At 38.1% G+C, this 26,553-nt stretch carries 11 protein-coding genes; 2 read left to right on the top strand and 9 right to left on the bottom strand.

The window, feature by feature from the left end:
* Nucleotides 1-83 precede the first annotated feature (83 nt).
* The 7 genes from CALKRO_RS13780 to CALKRO_RS00535 form a co-directional block, all read right to left on the bottom strand.
* Nucleotides 84-5,003, bottom strand: coding sequence for a discoidin domain-containing protein (locus tag CALKRO_RS13780; RefSeq protein WP_013429187.1), 4,920 nt, complete (start codon nucleotides 5,001-5,003; stop codon nucleotides 84-86).
* A gap of 144 nt (nucleotides 5,004-5,147) precedes the next feature.
* Complete coding sequence (locus tag CALKRO_RS13180) at nucleotides 5,148-8,870, bottom strand: galactose-binding domain-containing protein (RefSeq protein WP_013429186.1); 3,723 nt, start codon at nucleotides 8,868-8,870, stop codon at nucleotides 5,148-5,150.
* A 278-nt stretch (nucleotides 8,871-9,148) separates the two neighbouring features.
* Nucleotides 9,149-9,358 carry a response regulator transcription factor gene (locus CALKRO_RS00555; RefSeq protein ID WP_148222747.1) on the bottom strand — a complete coding sequence of 70 codons (210 nt, stop codon included), beginning with the start codon at nucleotides 9,356-9,358 and terminating at the stop codon, nucleotides 9,149-9,151.
* Nucleotides 9,359-9,458: 100 nt separating this feature from the next.
* The gene (locus CALKRO_RS13065; protein WP_013429184.1) at nucleotides 9,459-16,766 is read right to left on the bottom strand and encodes a discoidin domain-containing protein; all 7,308 of its coding nucleotides are present in this window, start codon (nucleotides 16,764-16,766) and stop codon (nucleotides 9,459-9,461) included.
* 82 nt (nucleotides 16,767-16,848) lie between these two features.
* On the bottom strand, nucleotides 16,849-17,691 hold the full coding sequence (locus CALKRO_RS00545; RefSeq protein ID WP_013429183.1) for a carbohydrate ABC transporter permease: 843 nt from the start codon (nucleotides 17,689-17,691) through the stop codon (nucleotides 16,849-16,851).
* A gap of 21 nt (nucleotides 17,692-17,712) precedes the next feature.
* Complete coding sequence (locus CALKRO_RS00540; RefSeq protein WP_013429182.1) at nucleotides 17,713-18,600, bottom strand: carbohydrate ABC transporter permease; 888 nt, start codon at nucleotides 18,598-18,600, stop codon at nucleotides 17,713-17,715.
* Between the two features lie 82 nt (nucleotides 18,601-18,682).
* A complete protein-coding gene (locus tag CALKRO_RS00535) occupies nucleotides 18,683-20,005 on the bottom strand; it encodes an ABC transporter substrate-binding protein (protein WP_013429181.1) in 1,323 nt (440 codons plus the stop codon).
* Nucleotides 20,006-20,333: 328 nt separating this feature from the next.
* Here CALKRO_RS00535 and CALKRO_RS00530 point away from each other — a divergent pair, with 328 nt between their 5' ends.
* Nucleotides 20,334-22,133: a sensor histidine kinase gene (locus tag CALKRO_RS00530; protein ID WP_013429180.1), complete on the top strand. Its 1,800-nt coding sequence runs from the start codon at nucleotides 20,334-20,336 to the stop codon at nucleotides 22,131-22,133.
* Nucleotides 22,133-23,722, top strand: a complete 1,590-nt coding sequence (locus tag CALKRO_RS00525) for a response regulator (RefSeq protein ID WP_013429179.1) — start codon at nucleotides 22,133-22,135, stop codon at nucleotides 23,720-23,722. The genes CALKRO_RS00530 and CALKRO_RS00525 overlap by 1 nt, the downstream gene beginning before the upstream one ends.
* 6 nt (nucleotides 23,723-23,728) lie before the next feature.
* Here CALKRO_RS00525 and nagA read toward each other — a convergent pair whose 3' ends face one another.
* Both nagA and CALKRO_RS00515 read right to left on the bottom strand, forming a co-directional pair.
* Nucleotides 23,729-24,871 carry an N-acetylglucosamine-6-phosphate deacetylase gene (gene nagA, locus CALKRO_RS00520; protein WP_013429178.1) on the bottom strand — a complete coding sequence of 381 codons (1,143 nt, stop codon included), beginning with the start codon at nucleotides 24,869-24,871 and terminating at the stop codon, nucleotides 23,729-23,731.
* 35 nt (nucleotides 24,872-24,906) lie between these two features.
* Nucleotides 24,907-26,541 (bottom strand): beta-N-acetylhexosaminidase, encoded by a 1,635-nt coding sequence (locus tag CALKRO_RS00515; protein ID WP_013429177.1) that lies wholly within the window; start codon nucleotides 26,539-26,541, stop codon nucleotides 24,907-24,909.
* Between the last annotated feature and the right edge of the window lie 12 nt (nucleotides 26,542-26,553).

Raw genomic sequence — 26,553 nt, 5'->3', positions numbered from 1 at the left:
AGCTTACACTGTTAAATTTGAAATTAATTTTGCCATTATATGCTCAGACTTTTGTCTGTTTATTAAGCCAGCATTATTTATCCTTAATACACCTCAAACTCCCACAGCGAATAACCCCAGCCTGTTCCTCTCTCTGTCCCATACATCCTTACATATCTCGCATTCACTGGACTGAATACTATCTCGTCCACTCCTCCATCTCCTGCTGTGGTCGAATATACATCCGTCCAGTTCATCCCGTCCGTCGATACCTGGATCTTGTACGACTTACCATATGCCGTCTCCCATCTCAGTACCACCTTGCTTACACTGTATACACTCCCTAAATCCACACTTATCCACTGCGGGTCTGACCAGTCCGACCCCCATCTGGTGTTTACATTCCCATCTACTGCACTCTTTACATCCAACCCAGCCTGCGTAGATGATGCTGTCACTGCTTTGTTCAATGCTAAATTACCTCCGCTTGTCGTATCCTGAACTGCTGCTCCACCATATACCTCAAACTCCCATAGTGAATAACCCCAACCTGTTCCTCTCTCTGTCCCATACATCCTTACATATCTCGCATTCACTGGACTGAATACTATCTCGTCCACTCCTCCATCTCCTGCTGTGGTCGAATATACATCCGTCCAGTTCATCCCGTCTGTCGATACCTGGATCTTGTACGACTTACCATATGCCGTCTCCCATCTGAGTACTACCTTGCTTACACTGTATACACTCCCTAAATCCACACTTATCCACTGCGGGTCTGACCAGTCTGACCCCCATCTGGTGTTTACATTCCCATCTACTGCACTCTTTACATCCAACCCAGCCTGCGTAGATGATGCTGTCACTGCTTTGTTCAATGCTAAATTACCTCCGCCTGTCGTATCCTGAACTGCTGCTCCACCATACACCTCAAACTCCCATAGTGAATAACCCCAACCTGTCCCTCTCTCTGTCCCATACATCCTCACATATCTCGCATTCACTGGACTGAATACTATCTCGTCCACTCCTCCATCTCCTGCTGTGGTCGAATACACATCCGTCCAGTTCATCCCGTCCGTCGATACCTGGATCTTGTACGACTTACCATATGCCGTCTCCCATCTGAGTACTACCTTGCTTACACTGTATACACTCCCTAAATCCACACTTATCCACTGCGGGTCTGACCAGTCTGACCCCCATCTGGTGTTTACATTCCCATCTACTGCACTCTTTACATCCAACCCAGCCTGCGTAGATGATGCTGTCACTGCTTTGTTCAATGCTAAGTTTTGGGATAATGCTTTTTTAGTAAATTTAATCCAATTTAAGTCAAATCCTCCTTTATTGAAATACAGGATAATTTTTTGGGTGCCAGCTTTAAGATGAACATCTGAAGCAATTGTCGTCCAATCGTTACTAATGGGTACTTCTGTCATTGCCAAAATCTGATCAATAGCAAGATCTGATTTTAAAAAGATTACTCCCGGGTTTGAACTTCGATTAATTATTCTATATTGAACAGTATAGTCTCCTTCCTCTTCGACATTTACCTCATATACCAGCTTATCACCATTATCAATATATCCAATAGCATATCCTCCTTCAGAACACGGAACCTTACTACAACTAAAGTTTGTATAATAGTCCTCAGCCTCAATTAACCCTGGAACAGCATGTGGAGCAGGATCGGGTGCAGGTGCTGGTGGAATTGTTACTTGAGCCATACCATTGTGAACCAAAGGATTGACAACAACCGTCACATGTGGTGGCACATATACTGAGCCTACTACACCATCTTTATTACAAAACTCTACGTATTGAACTGAATCCAGGGGGTTCCAAACTACAGCACTATATTTGCCATCTTTTTTGAATACTTGATAGCAAGTCCAATTATTAGACCATATTTCAGTTGAACGATAACCTTTCGCACTCATATTTTGTACAAACCAATAAGTATTAAATCTTTCATCATCCGGCAACTTTGAATCATCCCACTTATTCATTACTCCTTCCGGATCAAATAATGACTGATAAGCCCACGTAATATGGAACCATCCTTCTGGATCATTTGGGTTATTTGCTACATATTTCTCGAGATCGTTTCTGAACATTGAGTAAATTCTTGCAGCTATTTCTGGTTTATATCCTAAGTAAGTCAATACTGGAGTAACGGGTAACCAATGAATACCATAAATACAACATGGATTTGCTGAGAAGTATGTCCCATTTGTGTAAGCAGTTCCCCAAAGTATTCCAACTGCACCAGATGCATAATCCTCAGCCCAGTTATCTTGGTCATAGTTAAACCAATATTGCTCAATCGCATTTACCTCAGAGGTAAATCCCCAAATTCCAGCATCTCTGTACGTGTCATTTCCTGTTACTAATCCCCATAAATAAAGACCAGCCCATGCAAATGTCGCCTCTGACGTAGACTCCTGATTGTTTCCACTTTGATTATCGCCATAACCCCCTGCCCATGAATGGCTTTCGTATGGATCAAAATTCCTCATATACGGATACATAGAATCTGTTTTCGATGGATTCATACAATCACGAATCATATGTTCAATCATACCACCGTAATCTCTTACAAAATTTTTATCATAGGAGGCTAGCACTGCTGCCGGAAATATAAAGTAGCCCCATAAGAAGTGATGGTCAGAAAGATTTATTGCCATTCCATGATCTCCACCATCGCCGTTTAGAGTGCCCCAGCTAGAAGAATAATATGTGTAGTATGGATAATCGTCATTGCCATCATAAGTAAGCCAATTTATAAGAATTTTTCTCAATATGCTTATAAATAAATCTCTTGTTTCATAATCTCCAATTTGCTCAGCTATTAATATTCCCATTGCTAACGGATGAGTCTTTTTCCCTTGCCAATAAGGATCTGCAACCCAATAATCTCTGCTTACGCTTTCTTTAAATGCATTCAGATATTCTTTCATTTTTTCTCTACTGTAGGTATTTGATTCAATGGGCTCGCCAAATGAGGGCGTTATACCGTAAAATTTTAGCTGAGTTGTAAATGAATTTCCTTCAATAACCTTCATTAAACCTCGTGCAGAATTATATGTTACAGGGGCAAATGATGCATTTGTATATTTCCATTGTGTAGGAAACAGTGCCATAAGAGTTTGTGATGAGAATCCTTGTCTTTTTAGAACAACTTTGTCAGTAAATGTTGTATACACTGTAGATGTGCTCTGATCAAATCTATAACTAACAGTTGTGTCGATAACAAACGCATATGCATGTTGATATAAATAGTTTAAATTCTTTCTCTCAGGTAAAAGGCCAATTACTAAATAGTTTTCTCCACTTCCTAATTTTATCTTTATTTTGCTACCAACTCTTGTAAATACAGTTCCTGGAGGTGCAAATATTCCATAAGACCTTACAAGCGTCTTAGGCTCCGGAGCTGTATTTACATTTGTAACTTCAACGCCTATATGATCAGTTGTTATTGAATCTCCATCGTTTGTAAGAATAGGATTGCCATTCTCATCGAATATGCAAACCAGAGACGGGCTCCACACTTCAACTGAATTTGGATCAGTGAATGTATTGTAAACGTATGGAGAACCTTTAACAAGCGTTGATCTCATTTTTGGGGTATCGTCATCACTGAACACAACAGTAACTGACCAATCCCCGTAGCCATCTAACTTCGCCGAAGGGGTACCAATAATGCTTGATGTATTTACGAATAGATCCATATTTCTGCACTTTGTATCCATTCCCCCATTATTCGGTGCAGTAAACAAATCGCTTGCATAGTAAAACCCTAAACCGTTATCAAAATACCAATATACCAAAGGCAAAGCTGGCATCCCATCACTCAATCGCTTGTATATCACAGAAGTCCACCAGTCATTTGACGGGATGGGTGTTTTAATATTTTTTGTTACATATTTTGGATATCTCGGCTGAGCACAATTTACATCGTCTATTAAATAGCTTCCTTTACCAACACTTACTATCTGTTTAGATGGTAATGAAGGAATTTGATGCCTTATTTGTGGATCTCCTGGTACATACTGATATACTTCAAACTCTTTAATCGAATATCCGCCGCCTCTTCCCATAGCTATTCCTTTCATTCTCACATACCTACAAACCGCATAGACTGGAATGCTTTCAGGATCACCATTTCCGTATATTTGTCTGTATACAGTCTCCCAATTAATTCCATCTGTGGATACCTGGATGTCATATATTCGCCCAAATTCTCCTTCACCCCATATAATATTCACCTTGCCGATAGTATATATATTTCCAAGATCTACTTGAAACCATTGATCATTGCCTTCTTTTGACTGCCAATATGTTGATTTATCTCCATCAACAGCTTTATTTGGATCTAACTGTCCGGGTTGAGCCCACCATGGTGTCGCTGTGGATGATGCACTGCATGATTTACCTAAGGCAAGATTGACTGCCTGTGTCGGAGGTGAAACCACTCCACCATAACCATATACCTCAAACTCGCGGAGTGCAACTCCATAGCCCGATGCCGATTTTTCAGCAAACATACGTACGTAGCGTCCAGTAGCACTTATGGTTATTTCCTCTTCATAATACACCATTCCGTTTTGTCCTGTTACTTGTACTCCACCAGTCCCATTTTCATTAACATATACCGTTTGCCAGTTAATTTCATCATCTGAAACTTGAATTTTGTATCTTTTAGCATAACTTAATTCACTTTGCCACTTAAATACTATCTTGTTTATCTGTGCTGTTTTACCAATATCTACATCAATCCATTGATTATCGATGTTCCACGCAGCCTGCCAATATGTTCCTAAATCACCATCAGTTGCTCGCTCAGGAGTATCACTTCCGTTGACAGATGAAGCATAGCAAGGTCTATTTACAGAGATTAAATACGACGTTTCAGCATTTGCTCTTAGGTAATTTAGTGGGAGAACCAAGTTTATCAAGCAAATAATATATATAAAAATCAGAAATCTTTTCGAATATTTAGCTACTCTGGATTTGCTCATCTCTTACCAACCCCACTTGAATTAATTTTTTAAGTTTTTTATTTCAACTAGTTAATCCACCAAATTTTGTTATTAAATTAATTGTCACCCCCCAGAGGAATTTTAACGCTCTGGGGGCTATTATGTTCTTTGCAATATCATCCACTAATTACCATAAACCTCAAATTCCCATAGTGAGTATCCATAATTTGTTGTTCTCGCGATACCATACATACGTACGTACCTACCTTGAACTGGTGAGTTAAAGGTTATATTTTCTGTGCCTCCCGTTCCGTTTGTTCGTACAAATGCATCCATCCAGGTTACTTTATCCAATGATACTTGAATCTTGTAATCACGTGCAGCTGCAGTTTCCCATACTAACTTAACTCCTGTTATGCTATAAACAGCTTCCAAGTCAACCATTATCCATTGTGGATCACTCCAAGCAGACTCCCAGCGCGTGGTTGTATCACCATCAAATGCAAGACTTGCATTACCTGATGAAGCGGTTGCCGGCTTGTTCAACGCTATGTCATTTGCATAAGCCGGATCAATTTTAATCGTTGTAGTCGCTATTCGCGAATTATTCATACCTTCCTTATATGCGATTGCTTTAATAGTAGTAGTAGATGATACGCTAAAGGGACCCGTGTAAATCATTCCAGTAGTAGGTGTCGGTTCAGAACCATCTGTTGTATATCTGATTGTTGCACCTGGTGTTACAGTGGAGATTGTAACAGTCTGTGGTGTCCCGTATACTGCAGACTTTGGCATTATATCTGGTTGTTCTACGTTGTTACAATATTCATCGATAGTTTGTCTCATATAGCCCGCCTTTGCAGTGTCCCCTGTATGGTTGACAACATGGGTTATTTCTCCATATCCTGCAAGGTAAACTGAACAAGCATGATAAATTCTCACACCTGGTTTAGCTGGTACCTTAATTGCACTATTGCATTTCACATCCGCGTCTCTAAAGTAGGAGTACACTCCTAATCCCCATGCCTGATGAGAATTTACAGAATCAGCTACTCTGTATGAAGCATATCCGTTTTCACTTCCATCCATCCAACTCTCTTGGTTTGGTACATCATACGGAATTTCACTTTGATAGAAGTATACACGCCCGTTCTCTCCATTCCATAACGTCTGATATTCATGAAAATGTTCAACAAACAGTCCGTAGATGATTACATTGTTGCCATTTACAATAATTCCATTCTTTGTGGTATTTATTGTCCAGCCTACACCATCACCGTGGTCTGCACGCCATACCCAGAAATGATCACCTATTACGTCATTGCTATTAATCTTAATACAAACATCCGCTTTTCCAACACCTGCACCACCTACTCTAAAGAACAAATCACTGAGTGTAATTGGATTTGAAGCATGACTCTGGGTACTACCCTCAGGTCCAACTTCTAACAATACTGGTGAATTATTTGGCCCAGCATCAAAAAGTATTCCTGCAATTATTACTCCATCAACATCAGCAACAGTCATAGCTGGCGTTCCATTATCGGGTACTAAAGTTGCTAACCCAAGACCTAATATAACTGTGTTTGGTTTTGATACGCGCAGTGGTTCACTAAGATGATATATACCCGGTGTGAACAAAATATTCTTACCCTGACTTAGAGCTTGATTCAACGTTGCAGCAGTTGATGTCTCAGGATGCGCAACAACAAATTGGTCCATAGATAAGGAAGTTCCTTCTCCCATTCCATTCGCCCAACTAATCCCTTGCGCGTTAGTTCTAACAGCAGGTACAAATACTGCGTAATTTCCAGAATCGTCAATATAAATGAACGGCTTTTCACGTATTACTGGTGCTTGATTAACTACCGTGTATGCTGGATTTGGCCACTGTTCAGCGGGCGCACCTATATCGCCAACAAATACCATGTTCCAGTTCGAGCCGCTCCACGATCCCATTTGAGTATTTCTTGTAAAGTATTGCTGTTGTGAACCAGAGGTAATCTGCCCATCAATCACTGAGTCAGCAATAAATCCACCACTTGACCAGCTTTTATCATAGTTTGAACCAGGATCCCATAACGAAAGGCCACCTTTTATGTGTACACGCCTTAAAGGAGCAGCTTGTGATGCTGCCCATGTTTCTGTCCCTGCTGATACTAAATTGTTTGCTCTATATGTTGGTATTACTGTAAGATTCTCAACAGATCTCCAGAAATTACATGTGGCATTTCCGTCCATCCAATCAGCTTCACAACGAACTGAACCTGTTATTGTTACATCATCTGGTCTTTTACCCAAACCATGAACTGATGTGTAGAATCCCACACTTAAATTAACACTGTAGGAACCTGGTTTAAAGAAAAGAGCATATCGCTGTGTTCCAAACTGATTCTTTTCCATTTCTGCAAATATGGTATCACATATGCTTTGTATCTCGGCTGATGACATTGACGGATCAAATATTTTTACATGCGGACCAAAATAAAGCACTGTTTTTGCAGATACTGCTTCCGATAGATTTGACTCCCCGCTTGCATTCACAGCTGAAACTTTGTAATAATAGGTAGCGCTATCTAATCCACTGTCTGTATAATTTGTAGAAGTAATAGGTGACGAATTAACTTTAACATATGGTCCTTCCGGTACAAACGAACGATATATATTATATCCACTTACTCCAGGGACAGGAGACCATTCCAGACTTATTGATGTAGTGGTAACAGATGACACTTTAAGCCCTGTAGGTGCGCTAAGAATTGTGCTATTTATCGTTATCACTGCTGTTGCCACATCTGAGTTTAGCATTCCATCCTTATATGCTATCGCCTTTATTGTGGTTGTTGCTGTCACTGTAAACGGTCCACTGTATACTATGCCATTTGCCGGTGTTGGCTCTGTACCATCTGTTGTGTACCTTATCGTCGCCCCTGCCGTCGCACATGTAATGCTCACAGTCTGCGCCGATGTGTATGTCCCAGTACCAGGTGTTATTACGGGTGTTGCTACTTTCTCGACTTCCTCGCTATCATACACCTCAAACTCCCACAGCGAATAACCCCAGCCTGTCCCTCTCTCTGTCCCATACATCCTTACATATCTCGCATTCACTGGACTGAATACTATCTCGTCCACTCCTCCATCTCCTGTTGTGGTCGAATACACATCCGTCCAGTTCATCCCGTCTGTCGATACCTGGATCTTGTACGACTTACCATATGCCGTCTCCCATCTCAGTACCACCTTATTTACACTGTACACACTCCCTAAATCCACACTTATCCACTGCGGGTCTGACCAGTTCGACCCCCATCTGGTGTTTACATTCCCATCTACTGCACTCTTTACATCCAACCCAGCCTGCGTAGATGATGCTGTCACTGCTTTGTTCAATGCTAAATTACCTCCGCATGTCGTATCCTGAACTGCTGCTCCACCATACACCTCAAACTCCCATAGTGAATAACCCCAACCTGTCCCTCTCTCTGTCCCATACATCCTCACATATCTCGCATTCACTGGACTGAATACTATCTCGTCCACTCCTCCATCTCCTGCTGTGGTCGAATACACATCCGTCCAGTTCATCCCGTCCGTCGATACCTGGATCTTGTACGACTTACCATATGCCGTCTCCCATCTGAGTACTACCTTATTTACACTGTACACACTCCCTAAATCCACACTTATCCACTGCGGGTCTGACCAGTCTGACCCCCATCTGGTGTTTACATTCCCATCTACTGCACTCTTTACATCCAACCCAGCCTGCGTAGATGATGCTGTCACTGCTTTGTTCAATGCTAAATTTGTCTCGGCTTTCGATATTACTGGAGAAGAGAAGAAAAACCCCTCAATGAACGCAATACACAAAAATAGTGCAATTACTTTTTTAAATTTTTTCATTTCTGAAACCTCCTCTTTCTCAATTTTCTATAAGATGTTTTAAGATGCTCTAATGTTTTTATTTACTAGAGTTTCTCACCACCTTTATTTAAGTCTATTGGATTTTTTCTTGCATATTTTTCAGCTACTTTTTTGATAGGTCAATATTCTCCATTTCTAAATGATATCTTGCTTCTACTTTTATTATTACATCTTTAAAAAGTTATAAAAATCTCTCTTTTTTCATACTATCAAATGAATAGTCTAAAAGAGGTATTTCCTCTACCATCTTATGTACCTTATTCTTTAAATTTATCAATATTTTGAAAATAGTAAGCTGCGATCTCAACTCTGCTCCGAGCATTGAGTTTTAACATAATAATTTTGATATACGTTTTTACCGTTCCCTCACTTATGTTTAAAAAACTAGAGATTTCCTTGTTGCTATAACCCTTTGCAATCAACTTTATTATTTCTTTTTCTCTCTTAGTCAACTCAGAATTATTCACTGCTGATATCCCCACTTAGTATAAAATTTATACGGACTAATAATATTTATCCGAAGGGGAGAATAAAAACTCCCCCTCGGATTTCTCCAGTTGTTTTTTTTTACTTGCTCCCATACACTTCAAACTCCCAGAGTGAATAACCATATCCTGTTGTTCGGGCAGTTCCATACATTCTAACATAGCGCCCCTGGGCAGGTGTGTCTAACGTAATTTCGTCAGTTCCCCCCGTCCAACCTAAGCGTTCAAAGACATCTGTCCATGTTTGACCGTCCAATGAAACTTGTATCTTGTAATCCTTCCCAGCAGCTGTTTCCCAAACCAACTTAATTCCTGTAATATTGTAAACAGCACCTAAATCCACAGCAATCCATTGTGGGTCATTCCACTCTGACTCCCATCGCGTATTCATATTGCCATCAAATGCTAAGCTTGCGTTCCCTGTCGATGCTGTAGCTTGTTTTTTCAGTGCCAGGTTATTTGTGATTATTATAGTTTCTGTCCGCATATTCGATGTATACATACCTTCTTTATAAGCAATTGCTTTAATGGTGGTTGTTGTAGTTATCGTAAACGGTCCTTCATATATAATTCCATAGCTTGGGGTTGGATTGGAACCATCAATGGTATACCTTATTGTTGCACCTTCTGTGTCACATGTTATTGTAACTATTTGAGATCCCACATATGTGCCTGAAGCAGGTGTTATAACTGGTGTAGCAACTTTGTTGCCATACACTTCAAATTCATATATGGAATAGCCCCAACTTGTAGCTCTGGAAATACCATACATTCTTACATATCTACCAACTACTGATGGAAAACTTATATCCAAAGTGTGTCCTGGTTGTCCGTCAGTAACTGTATAGACATCAGTCCAGTTTATATTATCACTTGATACTTGTATCTTATATTCTTTTGCTGCGGCAGTCTCCCATACAATCTTAACTCCAGTAATGCTGTAGCTCTGTCCAAGATCTACCATTATCCACTGAGGATCTCTCTGTTCTGACTCCCAGCGTGTCTTCAAATCCCCGTCAAATGCTTTGTCGGGAGTATTTCCACTTCCACTTCTTGTGGACGATGCAGTAGCAGGCTTTCCAAATGACAGGCTGTCAGTAACAGTTATTGTAGCAGTCGTAACATAGGAGGGATTCATTCCTTCCTTGAACGCTCTTGCTTTGATAACAATTGTGCCAAACGAGACAGTAAATGGTCCACTATAAGTTATTCCATTTGTCTCAGTAGGCTCTGTGCCATCTAAGGTATACCTTATAGTTGCATCTGCTGTCGAGCAGGTTATTGTAACCATCTGCTCTGAAGAATAAACCCCAGTAGATGGTGAAATTTCAGGCTGATCAACATTGTTGCAATATTCTGTTACAATGCTTCTCTGTCCTGCTACATTTACTGGTTCTCCAGTGTTATTGACCACATGTTTTATACCACCATAACCCGCTAACTTTACAGTGCATGCATTGTGTATTTTGACACCTGAATTATTTGGAACCTCTATAGCACTATTGCACTCAACTTGTGCATCTCTGAAGTATGAATATATTCCAAGTCCCCATGCCTCATGAGATGTTACTGTGTCTGCAACCTTATATGATGCATAGCCTTTTACTGTACCATTATGGCTCATCCAGCTTTCTTGTTTAGGTACATCATAAGGTAGCTCACATTGATAGAAATATGTGCGTCCACCACTGCCATTCCATACCACATGATATTCATGGAAATGTTCAACAAATAGAGCATACATAGTGACATCATTGCCATTAACTATCATGCCGTTTTTGGTAGTGTTTAAATCCCAAGCAACGCCATCGCCATGGTCAGCACGCCATACCCAGAAATGATCTCCGATCACATTGCTACTATTTACTACAACGCATACATCTGCTCGGCCAACACCAGCCCCGCCTACTCTAAAGTAAAGATCGCTTAATGTAATTGGTTTATTAGAATGATTAGCTGAAGAATTCTCCTGTCCAACCATTAACAGTACAGGTGATGTTTTCTCCCCTGCATCAAATAGGATTCCTGCAATTATAACTCCATCTACATCAGCAACTTTTAAGAGTATGCAACCATTGACAGCTCTTAATGTTGCCAATCCAATTCCAAGTACAACAGTATTAGGATTATTAACTTCAATAGGCTTATCTAAATTATATATACCAGGGGTCAAAAGCAAGTGTTTCCCTTGAGCAAGCGCTGCATTAATTGTATCAGCTGTATCTTTGTCCGGGTGTGCAATGTAAAATTCTTCAATTGGTATTGATGTACCTGGACCCATATCGTTATTCCACGAAATTCCTACCGTGTCAGATCTGACAGCTGGAACAAAAATATTATAGTGTCCATTTTCGTCAATATAAATGAACGGCTTCTCCCTCATCACTGGTGTTCGTTCAACTGTGGTATATTTTGTCTCAGGCCATGTCCCAGGTGGTGGATTATTAACACCTACAAATACCATGTTCCAAACTTGCCCGTCCCAAGCTTGCCAGTAAGTGTTTCGTGAGAACCATTGCTGCTGAGAACCGGATTCTACAACACCTGTAATGTATGAGTCTGCCAAGAAGCCACCACTTGCCCATCCACCCGCATCATGTAATGTTAACTTCCCGTTGATTTTTACGCGTCTTAAAGATACAGCTTGTGATACAGCCCACTTAGTGTCAGTAGCTACAGTAAGATTTGCAGCACCACGCCAGAAATTACATGTTGCATTGTTATTGGGCATCCAAGCAGCATCAACAGTCAGCGAATGGATGGTTGTGTCTGTAGGCAGTCTTCCTAAACCAAGTACTTCGGTGTAGAAGCCAACTTTGACATCAGTGCTGTATGTCCCTGGTTTGAATAAAAGTGCATATCTACCATTTCCAAATTGAGCTGCCTCTTGTTGCTTGAATATGCTTGTACAAACAGCTTGAACATCAGCCGGCGCATCATTCGGATCAAATATATAGACATTTGGACCAAACAATTTCTTTTCTAAAGATATAGGCTCTGACATTTTGGTTTCTCCATTTTCATTGACTGCTGTTACCTTATAGTAATATGAAGTGGTTGTTAAGTTGGTATCGGTGTAGGTTGTTGACGTTATTGGTTCTGTGTTTATCTTAACATATGTTCCAAATCTACTTGTAGAACGGTAGATATTATAACTTTGTGCACCTGCTGCCGCATTCCAGTTTAACGTAATAGAATTTTGCGTACAAGAAGTTATGTCTAAACCAGTTGGTATTGCAGGTATTGGTCCACTAAGTGTTTTTACCATTACTTCTGGAGACTTTGTTTCTCCTCTTGCATTCACCGCAGCAACTATATAGTAATAGGTGGTGTTTGCTGTCATACTTGTATCTGTATAACTGGTTGTTGTCAAAAGAGCTTTGTTGAGCTTGATATAAGGTCCACCACTGGTGGTAGCACGATATACATTATAACCTGCTACAACTGAGGATGATGGTACTGACCAGTGGAAAGTAACTGAATTATCAAGCACTTCATCAATAGTGACAGATGGTTGGCCAGGTGCGTATGGTGTGACGATGATAAACTTTTCATTAACCCCTACTGTGGCGCTGGTCGCTTTCAAAATACCTGTTGTTGGCTCAACTGTTACGAACCTTCCACCATTGTTTGCCTTAATTGCAATAGTTCCATCTCCTTGCGGCACTAATGTGAATGTTTCCCAACCACCTGGATCTGCACTATAACTACTTCTTGGAAGAAGTTTATAGTCAGGAGTACTCCATGAGTCTGCGCATACTAAGTTGTTATTCAGTGCCTTTGACGCAAAACCAACATTGCCATCAGCTTTAAATACTATTTCAAATAGCTCAGCATCTGTAGATGCATCACTTGCTGATGCAGTAAGAGGATTCCATGCATTGCTAGGATCAACCCGAACAAACTTGGAGTTTGATACCGCTATTATATAAGAGTAAGACCTGCCTCCAGAGACCCCATAACCTGATGTCGTAGCAAACAGAACATCTGACATATCTGATTCGCCTGCTGCATTCACGGCAGTAACTTTATAGAAGTAAGCTGCACCAGTACTCAAACCTGTATCTGTATAACTAACATTTTCTATAGGTGATTCATTAACCTTCGTGTATGTTCCATTTCTTTCAGCTGCGCGGTAGACATTATATCCTGTTGCTCCTGCTACCTGTGTCCAGCTTATAGTTATTGAATTTTCGGTGCTTGATACCATGTAAAGCCCTGTAGGAGCAGATGGAGCAGTCAACTCAGTAGGTGTTGTAACAAAAATCTCTTCTGACATTTCCGATTCTCCAAGTGCGTTTACAGCAGTAATCCTATAATAGTAAGTATTTCCTGGACTCAAAGTTGCATCCGTATAGGTTGTGGAAGTAACAGCTACAGTATTTACTTTTGAGTACGGGCCACCACTTTTTGCCGAGCGATATATATTGTACCCTGCAGCACCTTCCACAGCTGTCCAGCTAAGAGTTACAGAATAATTTCTAACCGAGGTTGCAGTAAGGCCTCTTGGAGTTGTCGGTGTAGAATAGATGATGAACTTTTCAGAATTTCCTACTGTAGAAGCTGTTGCTTCTAATATATATGAACTTCCTACCGAAACATATTTGTTATTTGATAAGCACAGAAGAGACTTTGTGCCGTCACCATTGACTACAACTTTGAATGTCTCTGTCGCACCAATAGTTTCTTTAGAAGCAACCAACTGGTTGTTTGCATTGTCAGCGCTCACGTATTTATAGTTTGAAAGAGCTATTAACGCAATATTACCATTACCAAGGTCTTTTTGTTCAAATGTCTCCCACAACGCTGCAGAAGATCTGTTTGCATAGAGATAATCGCCATTAAACTTATCAGCACATACAAACTGTCCATTTTCTACATTCTTAATCTGAACTAACTTTCTACTTGGAGGGTTAGGATAAACGTTACCTTCTCTTTGGTATACTCGTACATAGTCAATTACATATTTTTGTGGAAATACTGTAGTTCCATCTGGATTGCCAACCCAAGTACCTCCAACACCTAATCCTAAAATCATGAAGAAGTCATGAACAAACACCCATGTCTTACCAAAGAGGTCCTCTACTCTTCTTTCTTGATAAAGTTGTCCATCAAAATACCAACGAATTACATTTGGTTCCCACTCAATAGCGTAAGTATGAAATTCGTTAGAAAACCCTCCTGGATATTCATGCCATGTGCCTATCCCATCTCCCCCACTGTAGCCCGGTCCATGAATTGTGCCGTATATCTTTGTAGGGGTATTGCCATTCCATTCCATCACATCAATTTCACCACAGTTCGGCCATCCAGCTGTATTATAGTTGCTTCCAAGCATCCAAAAAGAAGCTCCTATTCCTTTTCCGCCGTATGGAAGCTTAGCTCTTATCTCTACTTTTCCATACGTAAAATCAAATTTGCCTTCTGTTTTAATTCTGCCGGATGTGTACTCTTTTCCCCCATAATTTTCTTTTATAGCTTTGATTACCAAAAACCTGTTGCTGGGATTATTCGGGTCTTGCTCTATATAGACGTTCTCTGTTCTGTCCGTGCAGTACTGAAGCTCATTATTCCCAAAACCACTTCCACCTGTTTCATACACCCACTTACTTGTATCCAAACCACTTCCTGGTGTGCCGTTAAATTCATCATTCCATACAAGTTTCCATTCACCCACGGAAGGAACAGTTGCTGTTGTCACATTCACAGCATTTGATAATGCAGATTCGCCATTAGCATTAATTGCTGAAACTTTATAATAATATGTTTTGTTTGGAGCAACCGTCGTATCCTTGTAGCACGGAGTTGTTATAACAGATGTGTTAATCTTAACATATTGTCCATTAACACTTTCAGCACGATATAAATTATACCCTGTTGCTCCTTCAACAACTCCCCAGCTCAAATCAACAATATTATAGGCAGACACTGTTACAGTAAGATTCGTAGGCGTTGTTGGAGCTGTTCTTACATTCCCAGAGGAAGATGTTCCACCGGTCGAAGGAAAACTTGCCACACTTCCTCCTGTTGTTCCACCTGTCTGGGTACTTGTTCCTTGTGATGAAGTCGTTTCTCCAGCTGTTAAAGTACCTGTTTCATTTCCTCCGGTAGATATCCTACCTGTCTGGGAAGAAGTTTCTTTGCTAGTCTTGGAGGAAACTCCTTTAATTTCAATGTTTGATGAACGTATAGTTCCATTGCCCTCAACGCTAACATCTTTATGAGCATTTAACGTATTTATCACTGCATCTTTAGACAACTGGACACTTACGCCCTTTGTTGCTTCATTAATCTTTAGCAACGCAATTGTACCATTTTGAATATTTATCTTTACATTTGAAGCCTTAACTTCTACCTCTGAAAAATCTCCTTTTAACGTAACCTCTTGCCCGGGTATAACAGATTCAAGCACCACTACTTTGTCAAAACCTTTTGTAGTAACATTATCCTCTTCTAAAGTCGAACCTGAGAGCAATTGCACAGTTCCACCAATTTGGGTTGAGCCATTAATAACTACTCTTATTCTTCCATTCGCTTTTTTAATAAGCAGGGAACCTTGAATTACTGAATCTTTTATGGTTATTGTGTTTTCTCCACCACCTTTGATTATTGCACGACCCTTAACATTTACATTGTTAAGTACAACATCTCCATCTCCTATTCCCTCTGTCAAGTATAGATCGCCCTCAATGCTCATATTATTTAAGGTAACATCCTTTGTATTAACTACTGCATTCCCCTTTATTTTCTCTGTATATGTGCCTGCTTTATTTATAAGTTCTCCTACTATCCTGCCTATAATCTTTACACACTCTGCACGTGTTAAATAGTCATTAGGAGCAATTCTATTGTTTTTCCTTCCAATCAAATATCCTTTTTCAACCATAGCACTGAGGGCATCCTTGCTCCACTCTGCAATTTCAGCTGAATCACTAAATTTGTTTAAAACATTTTTATTTGCAGATTCTAAATTGAAGACCTTTGCAAATATTACACCAGCTTCTTGGCGGCTTATTGGATCATTTGGACGAAATCTTCCTCTGTCGTCACCTTTTATAATCTCTGCCGCGATAGCTTTTGAAATAACATCTGCATACCATTTTTGAGGTTCAACATCTTTAAACACATTCGGTGACTTCTCTACATAATTGCATATCCTATCAATTAACGCTACAAACTCTGCTCTTGTAATTGTCGCATTTGGTCTGATTGTTCCATCTGGATAACCTTTTAAAATTCCCTTTTCTGCCCATTTTTTTAATTCATTTTCAGCCCAGTGTCCTGATAAGTCATTCTGCCCGTGCGCTATTCCTCTCAGGGGTATTGTCCATTGCAAAAGTACTAAAACTACAAGTAGTACCGAAAGAAACTTTGCTCCCCCTCGTTTCATTCTATCCTCCCCTTCTGTCACAATATCCAACTTTTTCTCTTGAGAGCACTTCAAAATTTATATTTTTGCCATAAATCAAACTTTACCCCTTCACAGCACCCAGGGTAACCCCTTTTGTGACCTGTTCGTTCAGGGCAATATACACAATCAATGATGGAAGAGCTACTATTGTCATTACAGCAAACTGAACTGCGTAGTTAGATGCATACTGACCTGCAAAGTTGTAGACAGAAAACGGCAGAGTCCTGAACCTGTCAGATGTTAAGTATGTTGCTGCCATAATAAATTCGTTCCATGTATTCAGAAATGTAGTAACAGTTACAGTTACCAGCGCAGGTTTTGAAAGTGGTAAAATAATTTGAAATAAAATTCTAAATATACCGCAGCCATCTATAATTGCTGATTCTTCTAAAGCCCGAGGTATGCTTCCTATAAACCCCGTCATCAAGAACACTGCTTGTGGCAGCGAAAATGCAACGTACGGAATTATTAGTGCAAAATATGAATCAAGAATATTGAGCTGTCTGAAAATAACAAAGTTCGGAAGAAGAGTTGCATGGATTGGTATCATCAACCCTAAAAGAACATAAGTTAAAACTCTGTTGCTCCATTTCCAGTTCATCCTTACAAATGCATACCCCATCATAAGTGAAAATAGAACAACAAGAAAAACTGATACAAAATTTACTATTACACTATTTATAAAATACTGCGGAATTTTTCCATCTCTCCAAGCAACAATATAGTTTATATACTGTGGTGGGGAAGGTATTTTGAGGATATTCGCACCATATACATCTCCACTTTTGCAAAGAGAAAAATCAACCAACCAAACAAGCGGAAACAGTTGTCCAATTGAAAATACTCCAAGCAAAATAAGAAGGATTGTTTTGTCTCTTTTAGCAATACTACTTTGCTTTGACACGTCAAAACCTCCCATTTGATGTTAAAACTCATAATTTTCTGATTTAAATATTTTCTGGAAAAAGATATTTACAGCCAAGCATGCAATTACAAACAAAACAGATATTGCATTTGCATATCCATATTGGTATGAGTTAAATGCTCTGATATACAAATAGTTGGCTAAAAACTGGCTCGCATCGCCGGGACCACCGTTTGTAGTCAAATAAACTGTTTCCATCTGTTTCAAAGCATAGATGATAGCTATGGTAAAGTTGACTTTAATAACAGGCTTTAGTAATGGTACAGTAATCTTTGTATAGAGCTTAAAACCTGTTGCACCATCAATTCTTGCAGCCTCATAAAGTTCTTCTGGTATGCCTTTTAGACCCGCGTAGTAAATCAAAAGCGCCCAGCCAAAACCCTGCCACATACAGATTATAATCACTGATATTAGAGCTGTTTTCATGTCACCCAGCCACTGCTGTTTCAAAAAACCTAAGTGTAAAAAGTCAAGTATCTTGTTAATTAGTCCATATTGAGGATCATACAAGCTTACCCACATACGCGATGTTACAACAACTGGTATCACGCAAGGTATAAAGAAAATTGTTCTAAAAACTTTTTCAGGTTTTCCTCCAATTTTGTCAATCATAATAGCAAAAATCAATGCAATTGGATGCTGAACAAACACATACGCAAGAGCAAGGAATATTGCATTTCTAAGAGATTTCCAAAATGTGGTATCTGAAAATATTATCTTTTTGAAATTTTCAAGACCTATAAAATTTGGCTTACCAATCCCTGACCAATCAGTCATTCCAAGATATATGCTGAGTATAATTGGGAAAAGAATTGCAAATGTATATATCAAAAGTCCCGGCAAAACCAGCAACAAAATTGTCTTTTTGTCTGATAATACTTTTTGCATACTGTCACCTCTTGTGAATAAAATTCCTGCTCCCAAGATGTTCTTTTTGATATCCTGGGAGCAGGTAATTTAATTTTTAGAACTACTTAACTTCTAACTTTGCAAGTTCTTCAATCTTTGACAAGAACTTTTCAGGTGTAATAGCCTTTGCAACAAGCATCTGGCAAAGTGTCTCTGCCTCTGTCTTGAAGTTTGGAGTGAACGCATCTTGCCATACTGTACCACTTACAGATGTTGCACTGCTAAATATCTGTGTCAGCTTTTTCTGGAGAACTGTTTCTTTTCCCGTCATAAACTTTTCCCAGTTCTGTCCTGGAACAACAAGTCCCTGCTGCCAACCAATCTTTGCCCATCTTGTTGGATGCATCATGTAAAGAAGAAGTTTCATTGCTTCATTCTTAACCTTTGAGTTTGCAGAGACTGCATATCCACCGCCGTGCCATGCTAATATATCTGTCTTTTTGCCCTTGCCACCTGATATTATTGGGAAGTATGTTGCATCAACATTCTTTTTGAAAGAATCAGAGAAGTTTGGATTTGCTGCCATTCCAACTTCCCATGAACCCATATAGTACATTGCTGCTTTTTCTTGAGCAAATAAGTTGTTTGCTGCTCCATAATCTGCTGCAACAAATGCATCCTGAAATCCACCTACATTCACAAGCTCAACTAAGTCTTTTGCAGCTTTTAAAAGAATCTGGTTCTTGGATACAGATTTCTTCGAAATTGCATCGTAAATTAATTTTTGGTCTCCGCTCTCTTTCACAACAAGCTCCTGATACAGAATTGCCAGTATCCACTTATCTTTACCGTTTATTGCAATCGGAGCAATTCCATTTTTCCTGAATACTTTCGCTGCATCCAAAAGCTCACTAAATGTTGTTGGTACTTTTACATTGTATTTACTGAACAGTCCTTTGTTATAATAGAGCACCATAAAGTCTGTATTTCTTGGAAGTCCGTATATTTTGCCATTATACATAAAATCTTTTAACGATGATGTTTTAAAACCATAGTTTTTTATTTGTTCTGGCTTTATTTCAGCTGCATATCCACCTTTCATAACCGGCAAGAAGAAAGATGGCTGCCCCCATACCATAAAAATGTCTGGCATCTGATTTGTTGCAACATAAACTTTGAACTTTTGTTTGTAAGGTTCATCCTGAAGTGCTTCAACCTTAATCTTGACATTAGGATTTGCTTTCATATAGCTGTCAATTAACATCTGTTCAAGTTTGCCTTGGTTAGACGTCCTATCTGGTAGGTTGGAGAAAAATTTGATTTCTACTGTTTTTTTAGTCGATGCAGAAGCTGTAAAAGTACCTTGAAAACCTGCTAATAAGCTAACGATCATTACTGTTACAAGTAAAACCGAAATAAATACTTTTAAGGTTCTCTTTGACATCACTTTTTCCTCCTTTTTGCATTTTTCTTATTTAATTTTTAAAGACCTCTCTGGGGCGCCCCAAAATCAAATGTTGGAAATGAATTTTTCTTGGTTAAATTATATCAGCATACATTCACAATTTTAAGATGACAATCTTTAAATTTGGTTTGTATTTTTTATGGATATTTCAAGTATATAAGTTATTAATTGCTATTAAAATTATGATGATTGATAGCAAGATGCATTTCTAAAAAAGAATATCTTGTGAATTTTATATATGAAGTTGTATAATATACTTTGACCTGTAGAATAAAAGTGAGTTTAAAAAAGAAGGTGTTTGGGTAAAATGCTTTTAAAGCTCAAAAAACATTTTTTACGGCTGAGTATAAAATATAAGATACTCATTCTCTTCTACAGCATAATAGTAATAACCTCCTTGGTGTTGGCTTTATTCTCATATACAATTTCAACAAACCAGCTTAAAGAAGAGGTTGGAAATCTGCTCTTGAGAGATACAAAAAGAATTGCATCCAGCATAGACTTTCTTCAAAGGGATGTAAATGAACTTTCATCATTTCTTTTTTTAGATCAGAGAGTGCAAAACTTCATAAACCCGCGTCCAGATTTTACAAAATATTCTTTAGAGCCCCTGGCAAGCCTTCTTGCTTCCAAGGATTATATAAGCTTTATTATGCTTTATTCTTTTCAAGGTGATAAATATTACTTTTCAAATGACAACAGCACTGGAGTTGCAGATTTTTTCGAAATAAAACAGACAGATTTTTTTAAACAAGTTGTCAAAAACAGAGGTGCTCCTATGTGGCTGAGCCTGAACAGCCTACCTTTCACCTTGATTTCAAAAAACAATTACCCAAAAATAGCAATGGCAAGACTCCTTTTGGATTACAACACATATGAACCAGCAGGATTACTCATAATTTGTATAAATATACCAACTATTGAGAAAATATACTTAGAAGATTTAAAAGAAAAAGAAGCATGTTTTTTTATAGTCGATAGTAACAATAGAATAATCTCTCTTGAGAGTACAACACCGCAGTTTACGGCTACATTTGCCCAAAAACTTTTAAATGAAAACATCCTCAGCAGAGAAAATGAAATAATCACCGCCAATTCATCAAAACTTTTGATAACCTCAAGTTATATTTCGACATCTAACTGGCGATTTGTTAGTATAGTTTCACTTGAAAATGCTATAAATTCAATTAGAAATTCGTTTGTTCTTTTGTATATAAGAGTACTTATTATGTGTTTGATATTTGCTTTTGTAATTTCAATGTACTTTTCTTCAATGCTCACAGCTCCCCTTCAGAAACTTGTAAATTCTATGAAAAAAGTGCGTCAGGGTAATTTAAGAGAACAGGTAAAAATTGACCAATACGCCAGTGATGAAATTGCAATAGTTGTTTCTGAATACAATAATATGGTCGAAAAAATAAATGAGTTGATAAACAAAGTATTAAAGTTGGAAATTCACAAAAAAGAAGCCGAACTAAAAGCACTTGAGGCTCAGATAAATCCTCACTTCCTTTATAATACTTTGGATACTATATTCTGGAAGGCCGAAAAATCCCATGACAGTGAAATAAGCGAAATGATTTATTCTCTTTCAAGACTCTTTAGACTTACCTTAAACAGAGGAAGTGAGTTTATTCAGGTAAAAGGTGAGAAAGAACTAATAGAACATTATCTTTTTTTGCAGAGCAAAAGGTATAAAAATAGACTTAAGTATTCAGTAGAGATCGACGTTGAGATAGAGGATTATTATATACCCAAATTGATACTTCAGCCATTTGTTGAAAACGCCATTGTACATGGAATGGAAAATTCAACATCACAAACTTACATTGAAATAACAGGTAAAAAAGACAAAGATAAACTTTGTTTTTCTATAAAAGATAATGGAACTGGAATGTCAAAAGAACAACTTGATAAAGTCAAAGAACTTTTAGAATCGGGAAAGGAAAATAATTTTGGCTATGCCATTAAAAATGTAAATGAGAGGCTTAAACTTTACTATGAAAATCGATACAATCTAAGTATACAGAGTCAATCTGGTCAAGGTACAGAGGTAATATTAACGCTGCCAATAGAAGACATAGAGTTTGAAGGAGTGAAAAGATAATGATTAAACTTTTTATAGCCGATGATGAACCGGAAGTAATTGAAGGCATCTCAACTCTTGTTGACTGGAGAGGTAACGGCATTGAGATTATTGGATTTGCAACAAATGGTGAAGAGGCACTTGAGAAAATCAGAGAGCTTTGTCCTGACATTGTTTTGATAGATATCAAAATGCCAAAGCTTGATGGACTTCAAGTAATTGAAAATGCCAAAAAAGAAGGATATATATTTGAAAGTGTAATCTTAAGCGGGTATGATGACTTTTACTTCGCCCAAAAAGCACTTGAGTTAAGGAGCCTGAATTATTTGCTAAAGCCCTGCAGACCGAAAGAAGTCTTAGATGCAGTGCTGAAGGCCAAAAACGTTCTTGAAAAAGAAAGGGAAAAAGAAACCCTGATAAACAGATTCATAGAATATTACAATGAAACTTTGCCAATTTTAAAAGAGAGAATCTTAAATGAGGTTATATTTGGCATCCGAAGCAAGGAAGAGATAGAAAAGCTCTTTGAAAGGTACAATATAAAACTTTCATCTGGAAAATATTGCATTGCTCTTGCCAAATTTGATATTGAAAATGTATCCAATACTTATCCAACTTCTTTTGTAAAACAAGAAGCGTACACTCTTGCGTGCGTGAATTTAATTCAAGAAGAATTAGAAGACTTTAGAGCAGAAGTTTTCAGAGGTAGAAATGAAATAGTCATATTAATTAATTCTGACTTTGAATTTGATAGAGAAATGATGGATGATATTCTTACAAAAGTTAAAAAAATTGTTGATAAAAAACTTGGACTGAAACTTTACTTTGGAGTTAGCAGGTGGATTGATAAAATTGAAAAAATTAACTTCTGTTATGAACAAGCTTTAAATGCTTTAGAGCTCAAATTCTTTGCAGATGATATTGACATATTATACTATGATGATATTTGCCTTAACAAAAATACCCTACTTTACCCAATCGATGAGGAAAAAGCAATAATAAATAGCCTCTTGCTATGCCAAAAAGATACTATTAAAGAAAAAGTTGAAAACTTTATAAATTCATTGTATGCCATCAATACATTCAACAAATGGTTTATAAAGTCAGCCGTTTTGGCACTACTGGGCAGCATCATCAAAGTCTGCCATGAAAAATGTATTGATTTAAATGACGTAGTAAATAGCAAGGTTTTTGAAAACATTTTAAAAACTGAGAAAAAAGAACTGCTTAAAGCATCGCTACTTAGCTTTTTAAATGCAACAGCAGACAAAATTGAGCAGAGTGAAAACAAAAATCTAATCGTTAAAGCAGCTATTAATTTCATTGAAAAAAACTATAACAAAAACATCACATTAGAAAGTGTTGCAAAAGAGGTATATGTAACACCTGCGTATTTGAGCATTCTATTTAAAAGGGAATTGAAGATTAATTTTGTTGATTACCTGCACAAAATTAGAATTCAAAAAGCTCAGGAACTTTTGAAAAACCCCAGCTTAAAAACATATCAGGTTGCAAATATGGTTGGTTTTTCTGATGAGAAGTATTTTTCTCAAGTGTTCAAAAAGTATACCGGGCTTACACCAAGTCAGTTCAGGGAGAGTTTGTTTTGAAATTTATCAGGCCTTATATACAAGCTCTCCCCCAACATATACCTCTTTTACATTTAAATCCTCATCCATCAATACAAAATCTGCCCTAAAGCCTTCTTTTATCGTAGCGCACTCAAGTGAAAAAAGTTTTGATGGATTGTAAGTTGCTGCCATGAGAGCATCTTCTAATCTAATTCCGATTTTTACCAGGTTCTTCACTGCCTTATCAATTGTCAATGTGCTGCCAGCGATGGTACCGTCTGCTAATTTACAAATTCCATTTTCAACTTTTACTCTAAGGCTTCCTAAACTGTATTCACCATCACTAAGGTCTGTTGCAGCAATAGAATCACTGATTAGTATAATGTTCTCTGCACCTTTCAGCTTGTATGTTAGTTTAATAATCTCAGGTGAAAGGTGAATAAGGTCGCAAATTAGCTCTACTTTTATATCATTCAAAAGCGCATAAGTTGTAATAGAATTCTGTCTGTGATGTAGCTGTGGCATTGCGTTAAAAAGGTGAACAATATTTTTGGCACCAAGCGTGTGTGCTTTTGCTGCCTGTTCAAAACTGCTTTCTGTGTGACCAAGAGAGATATTGATTTTATGTTCGATAGCCTTTGAGATAAACTTATTGGGATTGTCAAGTAGTTCTGGTGCAAGCGCAATGTCAATAATTTTTTCTTCACAGTTAGAAATCAATTCCTCTAATTTCTCAACTGTCGGCATTTGCAAAAACCTCTCATCATGTGCACCTTTTTTGGCAGGGTTTATAAATGGCCCCTCTAAGAATATCCCGGGGATGTTTAGCTTAAAATTTGGGTCTTTCTTTGCCTCTTTGATAGCTCTTGCAAGCTTATATATGTTTTCAAACGGTGCTGATACAATTGTTGGCAGTATAGTTGTAACACCATGTTTAAAATAGTAGTTTTGGATTGTTTTTAAATCATTCTCTGTAGTATCAAAAAAATCAACTCCACCAATACCATGTGTGTGTTTGTCAACAAATCCAGGTGATAAAATAAAATCTCTTCTGTCTATAATCTCATCTTTTCCAATATCAATTCCATTTTGCGTTCCCAGAATTATTCCATCTTCTACAACCAAGACATTGTCTCTGATGAACGAATATCCATTGAAAATCTTTTTGACTAAAAACTTTTTTCTCATTTTTAAAAACACCTCAAAATATTGTCTTAATTTTTTTACAATCCCAAATCATCTCTGCCAGCTGCTGCCCAAAACCTTCCAACAATCCTATCAAGCCCTTCCTTTTTCCTCTCTTTACGCCACAGCCTGCAGTAATAACTTCCAAGCTCAATTAAATCACCTGCTGTCACTGTATTCTCAAGCCTTTTTATCGCTACTCTTATAGCCTGCCGGATAAATGCTAAATCTTCAGGAAGATTTGCACCAATAGCCTTTTGCAAAGCTTCTTCAAAACACCTTTTTAACCCTTGTTTCTCAGAAGTCCCCATTTGCACAACCTCTTTGCTTCCATACAATAGACCTTTTATATTACTTGCAATTTTCGACGTACCAAAGACTTTTCGCACATCAAACAGTTTTTCATTTTCACCAGAAAGAATAATAAAACTTTTCTCCCAATCCCCATCACCTTCAGCAAGCTCAATTGTAGCAACAAAAAGCGGATATAAAAAACTAAACAAACACTCCTGACCATCATCACCCCAGGATGTCACCAAAAAGCCTTGAATGCCTTTTGTCTTAGCAGCCTCAATAAAATTTTTTATGTTCTCAATTGCTACTTCAAAGTCAGGATAAAACCTGTTCCAATTAGAAAAACCCGGACACACTATCTGATTTGATTGGTAATTCTTTCCAAGACTTTCAATCCTGTTTATAAAATGCTCCTTGGGCATTGCTGCATAGTCCCAGTTGGCTAAAATTGTCCTTTGCCATATATCGCTTTGCAAAAGTTTCTCCCATACCTTCCTTTCATCAGGCCTCAGAAACATACCTGTTAGCATATCTGCCCACATGATAGGAATCTTTCTGTATTTTTCTACCATATCTATCATGTTTTTGTGATGTTCTTCATATAGCTTTGGCCCTTCAAATGCCCAATTCTTTTCCAAGCTTTTTCCTCTGCCGAGTGCCCATGTCTCATCCCCGCCGATGTGAACGTACTTAGATGGGAAAAACTCTAATACTTCTTCTAAAAGTTCATAAGCGAATTTTTTTGCTTCTTCACTCGACAAGTCAAGGCATCCTTCTCTTGGTAAATACCATTCACTATATTTAGAGTACTCTGGAATTGATAAAATATTCTCCATGTGACCTGTTAACTCTAAGGATGGAAATACTTCTATTCCAAGATTTTTGCCGTACTCTATAATTTCTTTTAACTCCTCTTTTGTTAATCTTCCTCTACCTGCCCCTATCTTAGGATGTTTTTCCCATGGAAAAAGATCTTCAAAGTATATTGCAAAGTAGTTATATTTGAGCAAAAATAGCCATCTCAATATGTTTTTAAAAGTTGAAAAACTGGGCACTCCGCCCCTCGCAATATCAAGATGAAAGCCTCTAAAATAAAATCTAAATTCCTCTTCTACTGTGACTTGCGGCAGTGCATCTCTTCTTTGAATTAAGAGCTGAACTAAGGTGGCATAAGCAACATTAACATTTCCCCAGACCTTTACTTTTTTGTCCTCTATTGAAATACCTGTTCCAGGTCTTTCGACAATCTCTATCTTCCATGAGCCTTTTGGTATTGAAAACTCTCTTGAAATGAAATCTGGAATGTTTTCAAAACCATTGAACTCAAACCATTTCCCTGTAAAATCAAGTTTTTTAGGCTTTGGAACAATTTTAAACATTTTTTGATATCT

Origin of the sequence: Caldicellulosiruptor kronotskyensis 2002 (assembly GCF_000166775.1) — a bacterium.
GTDB classification, from domain to species: domain Bacteria; phylum Bacillota; class Thermoanaerobacteria; order Caldicellulosiruptorales; family Caldicellulosiruptoraceae; genus Caldicellulosiruptor; species Caldicellulosiruptor kronotskyensis.
The sequence above is the reverse complement of the archived record's forward strand: the minus strand, read 5'-3'. Positions and strand labels throughout refer to the sequence as shown.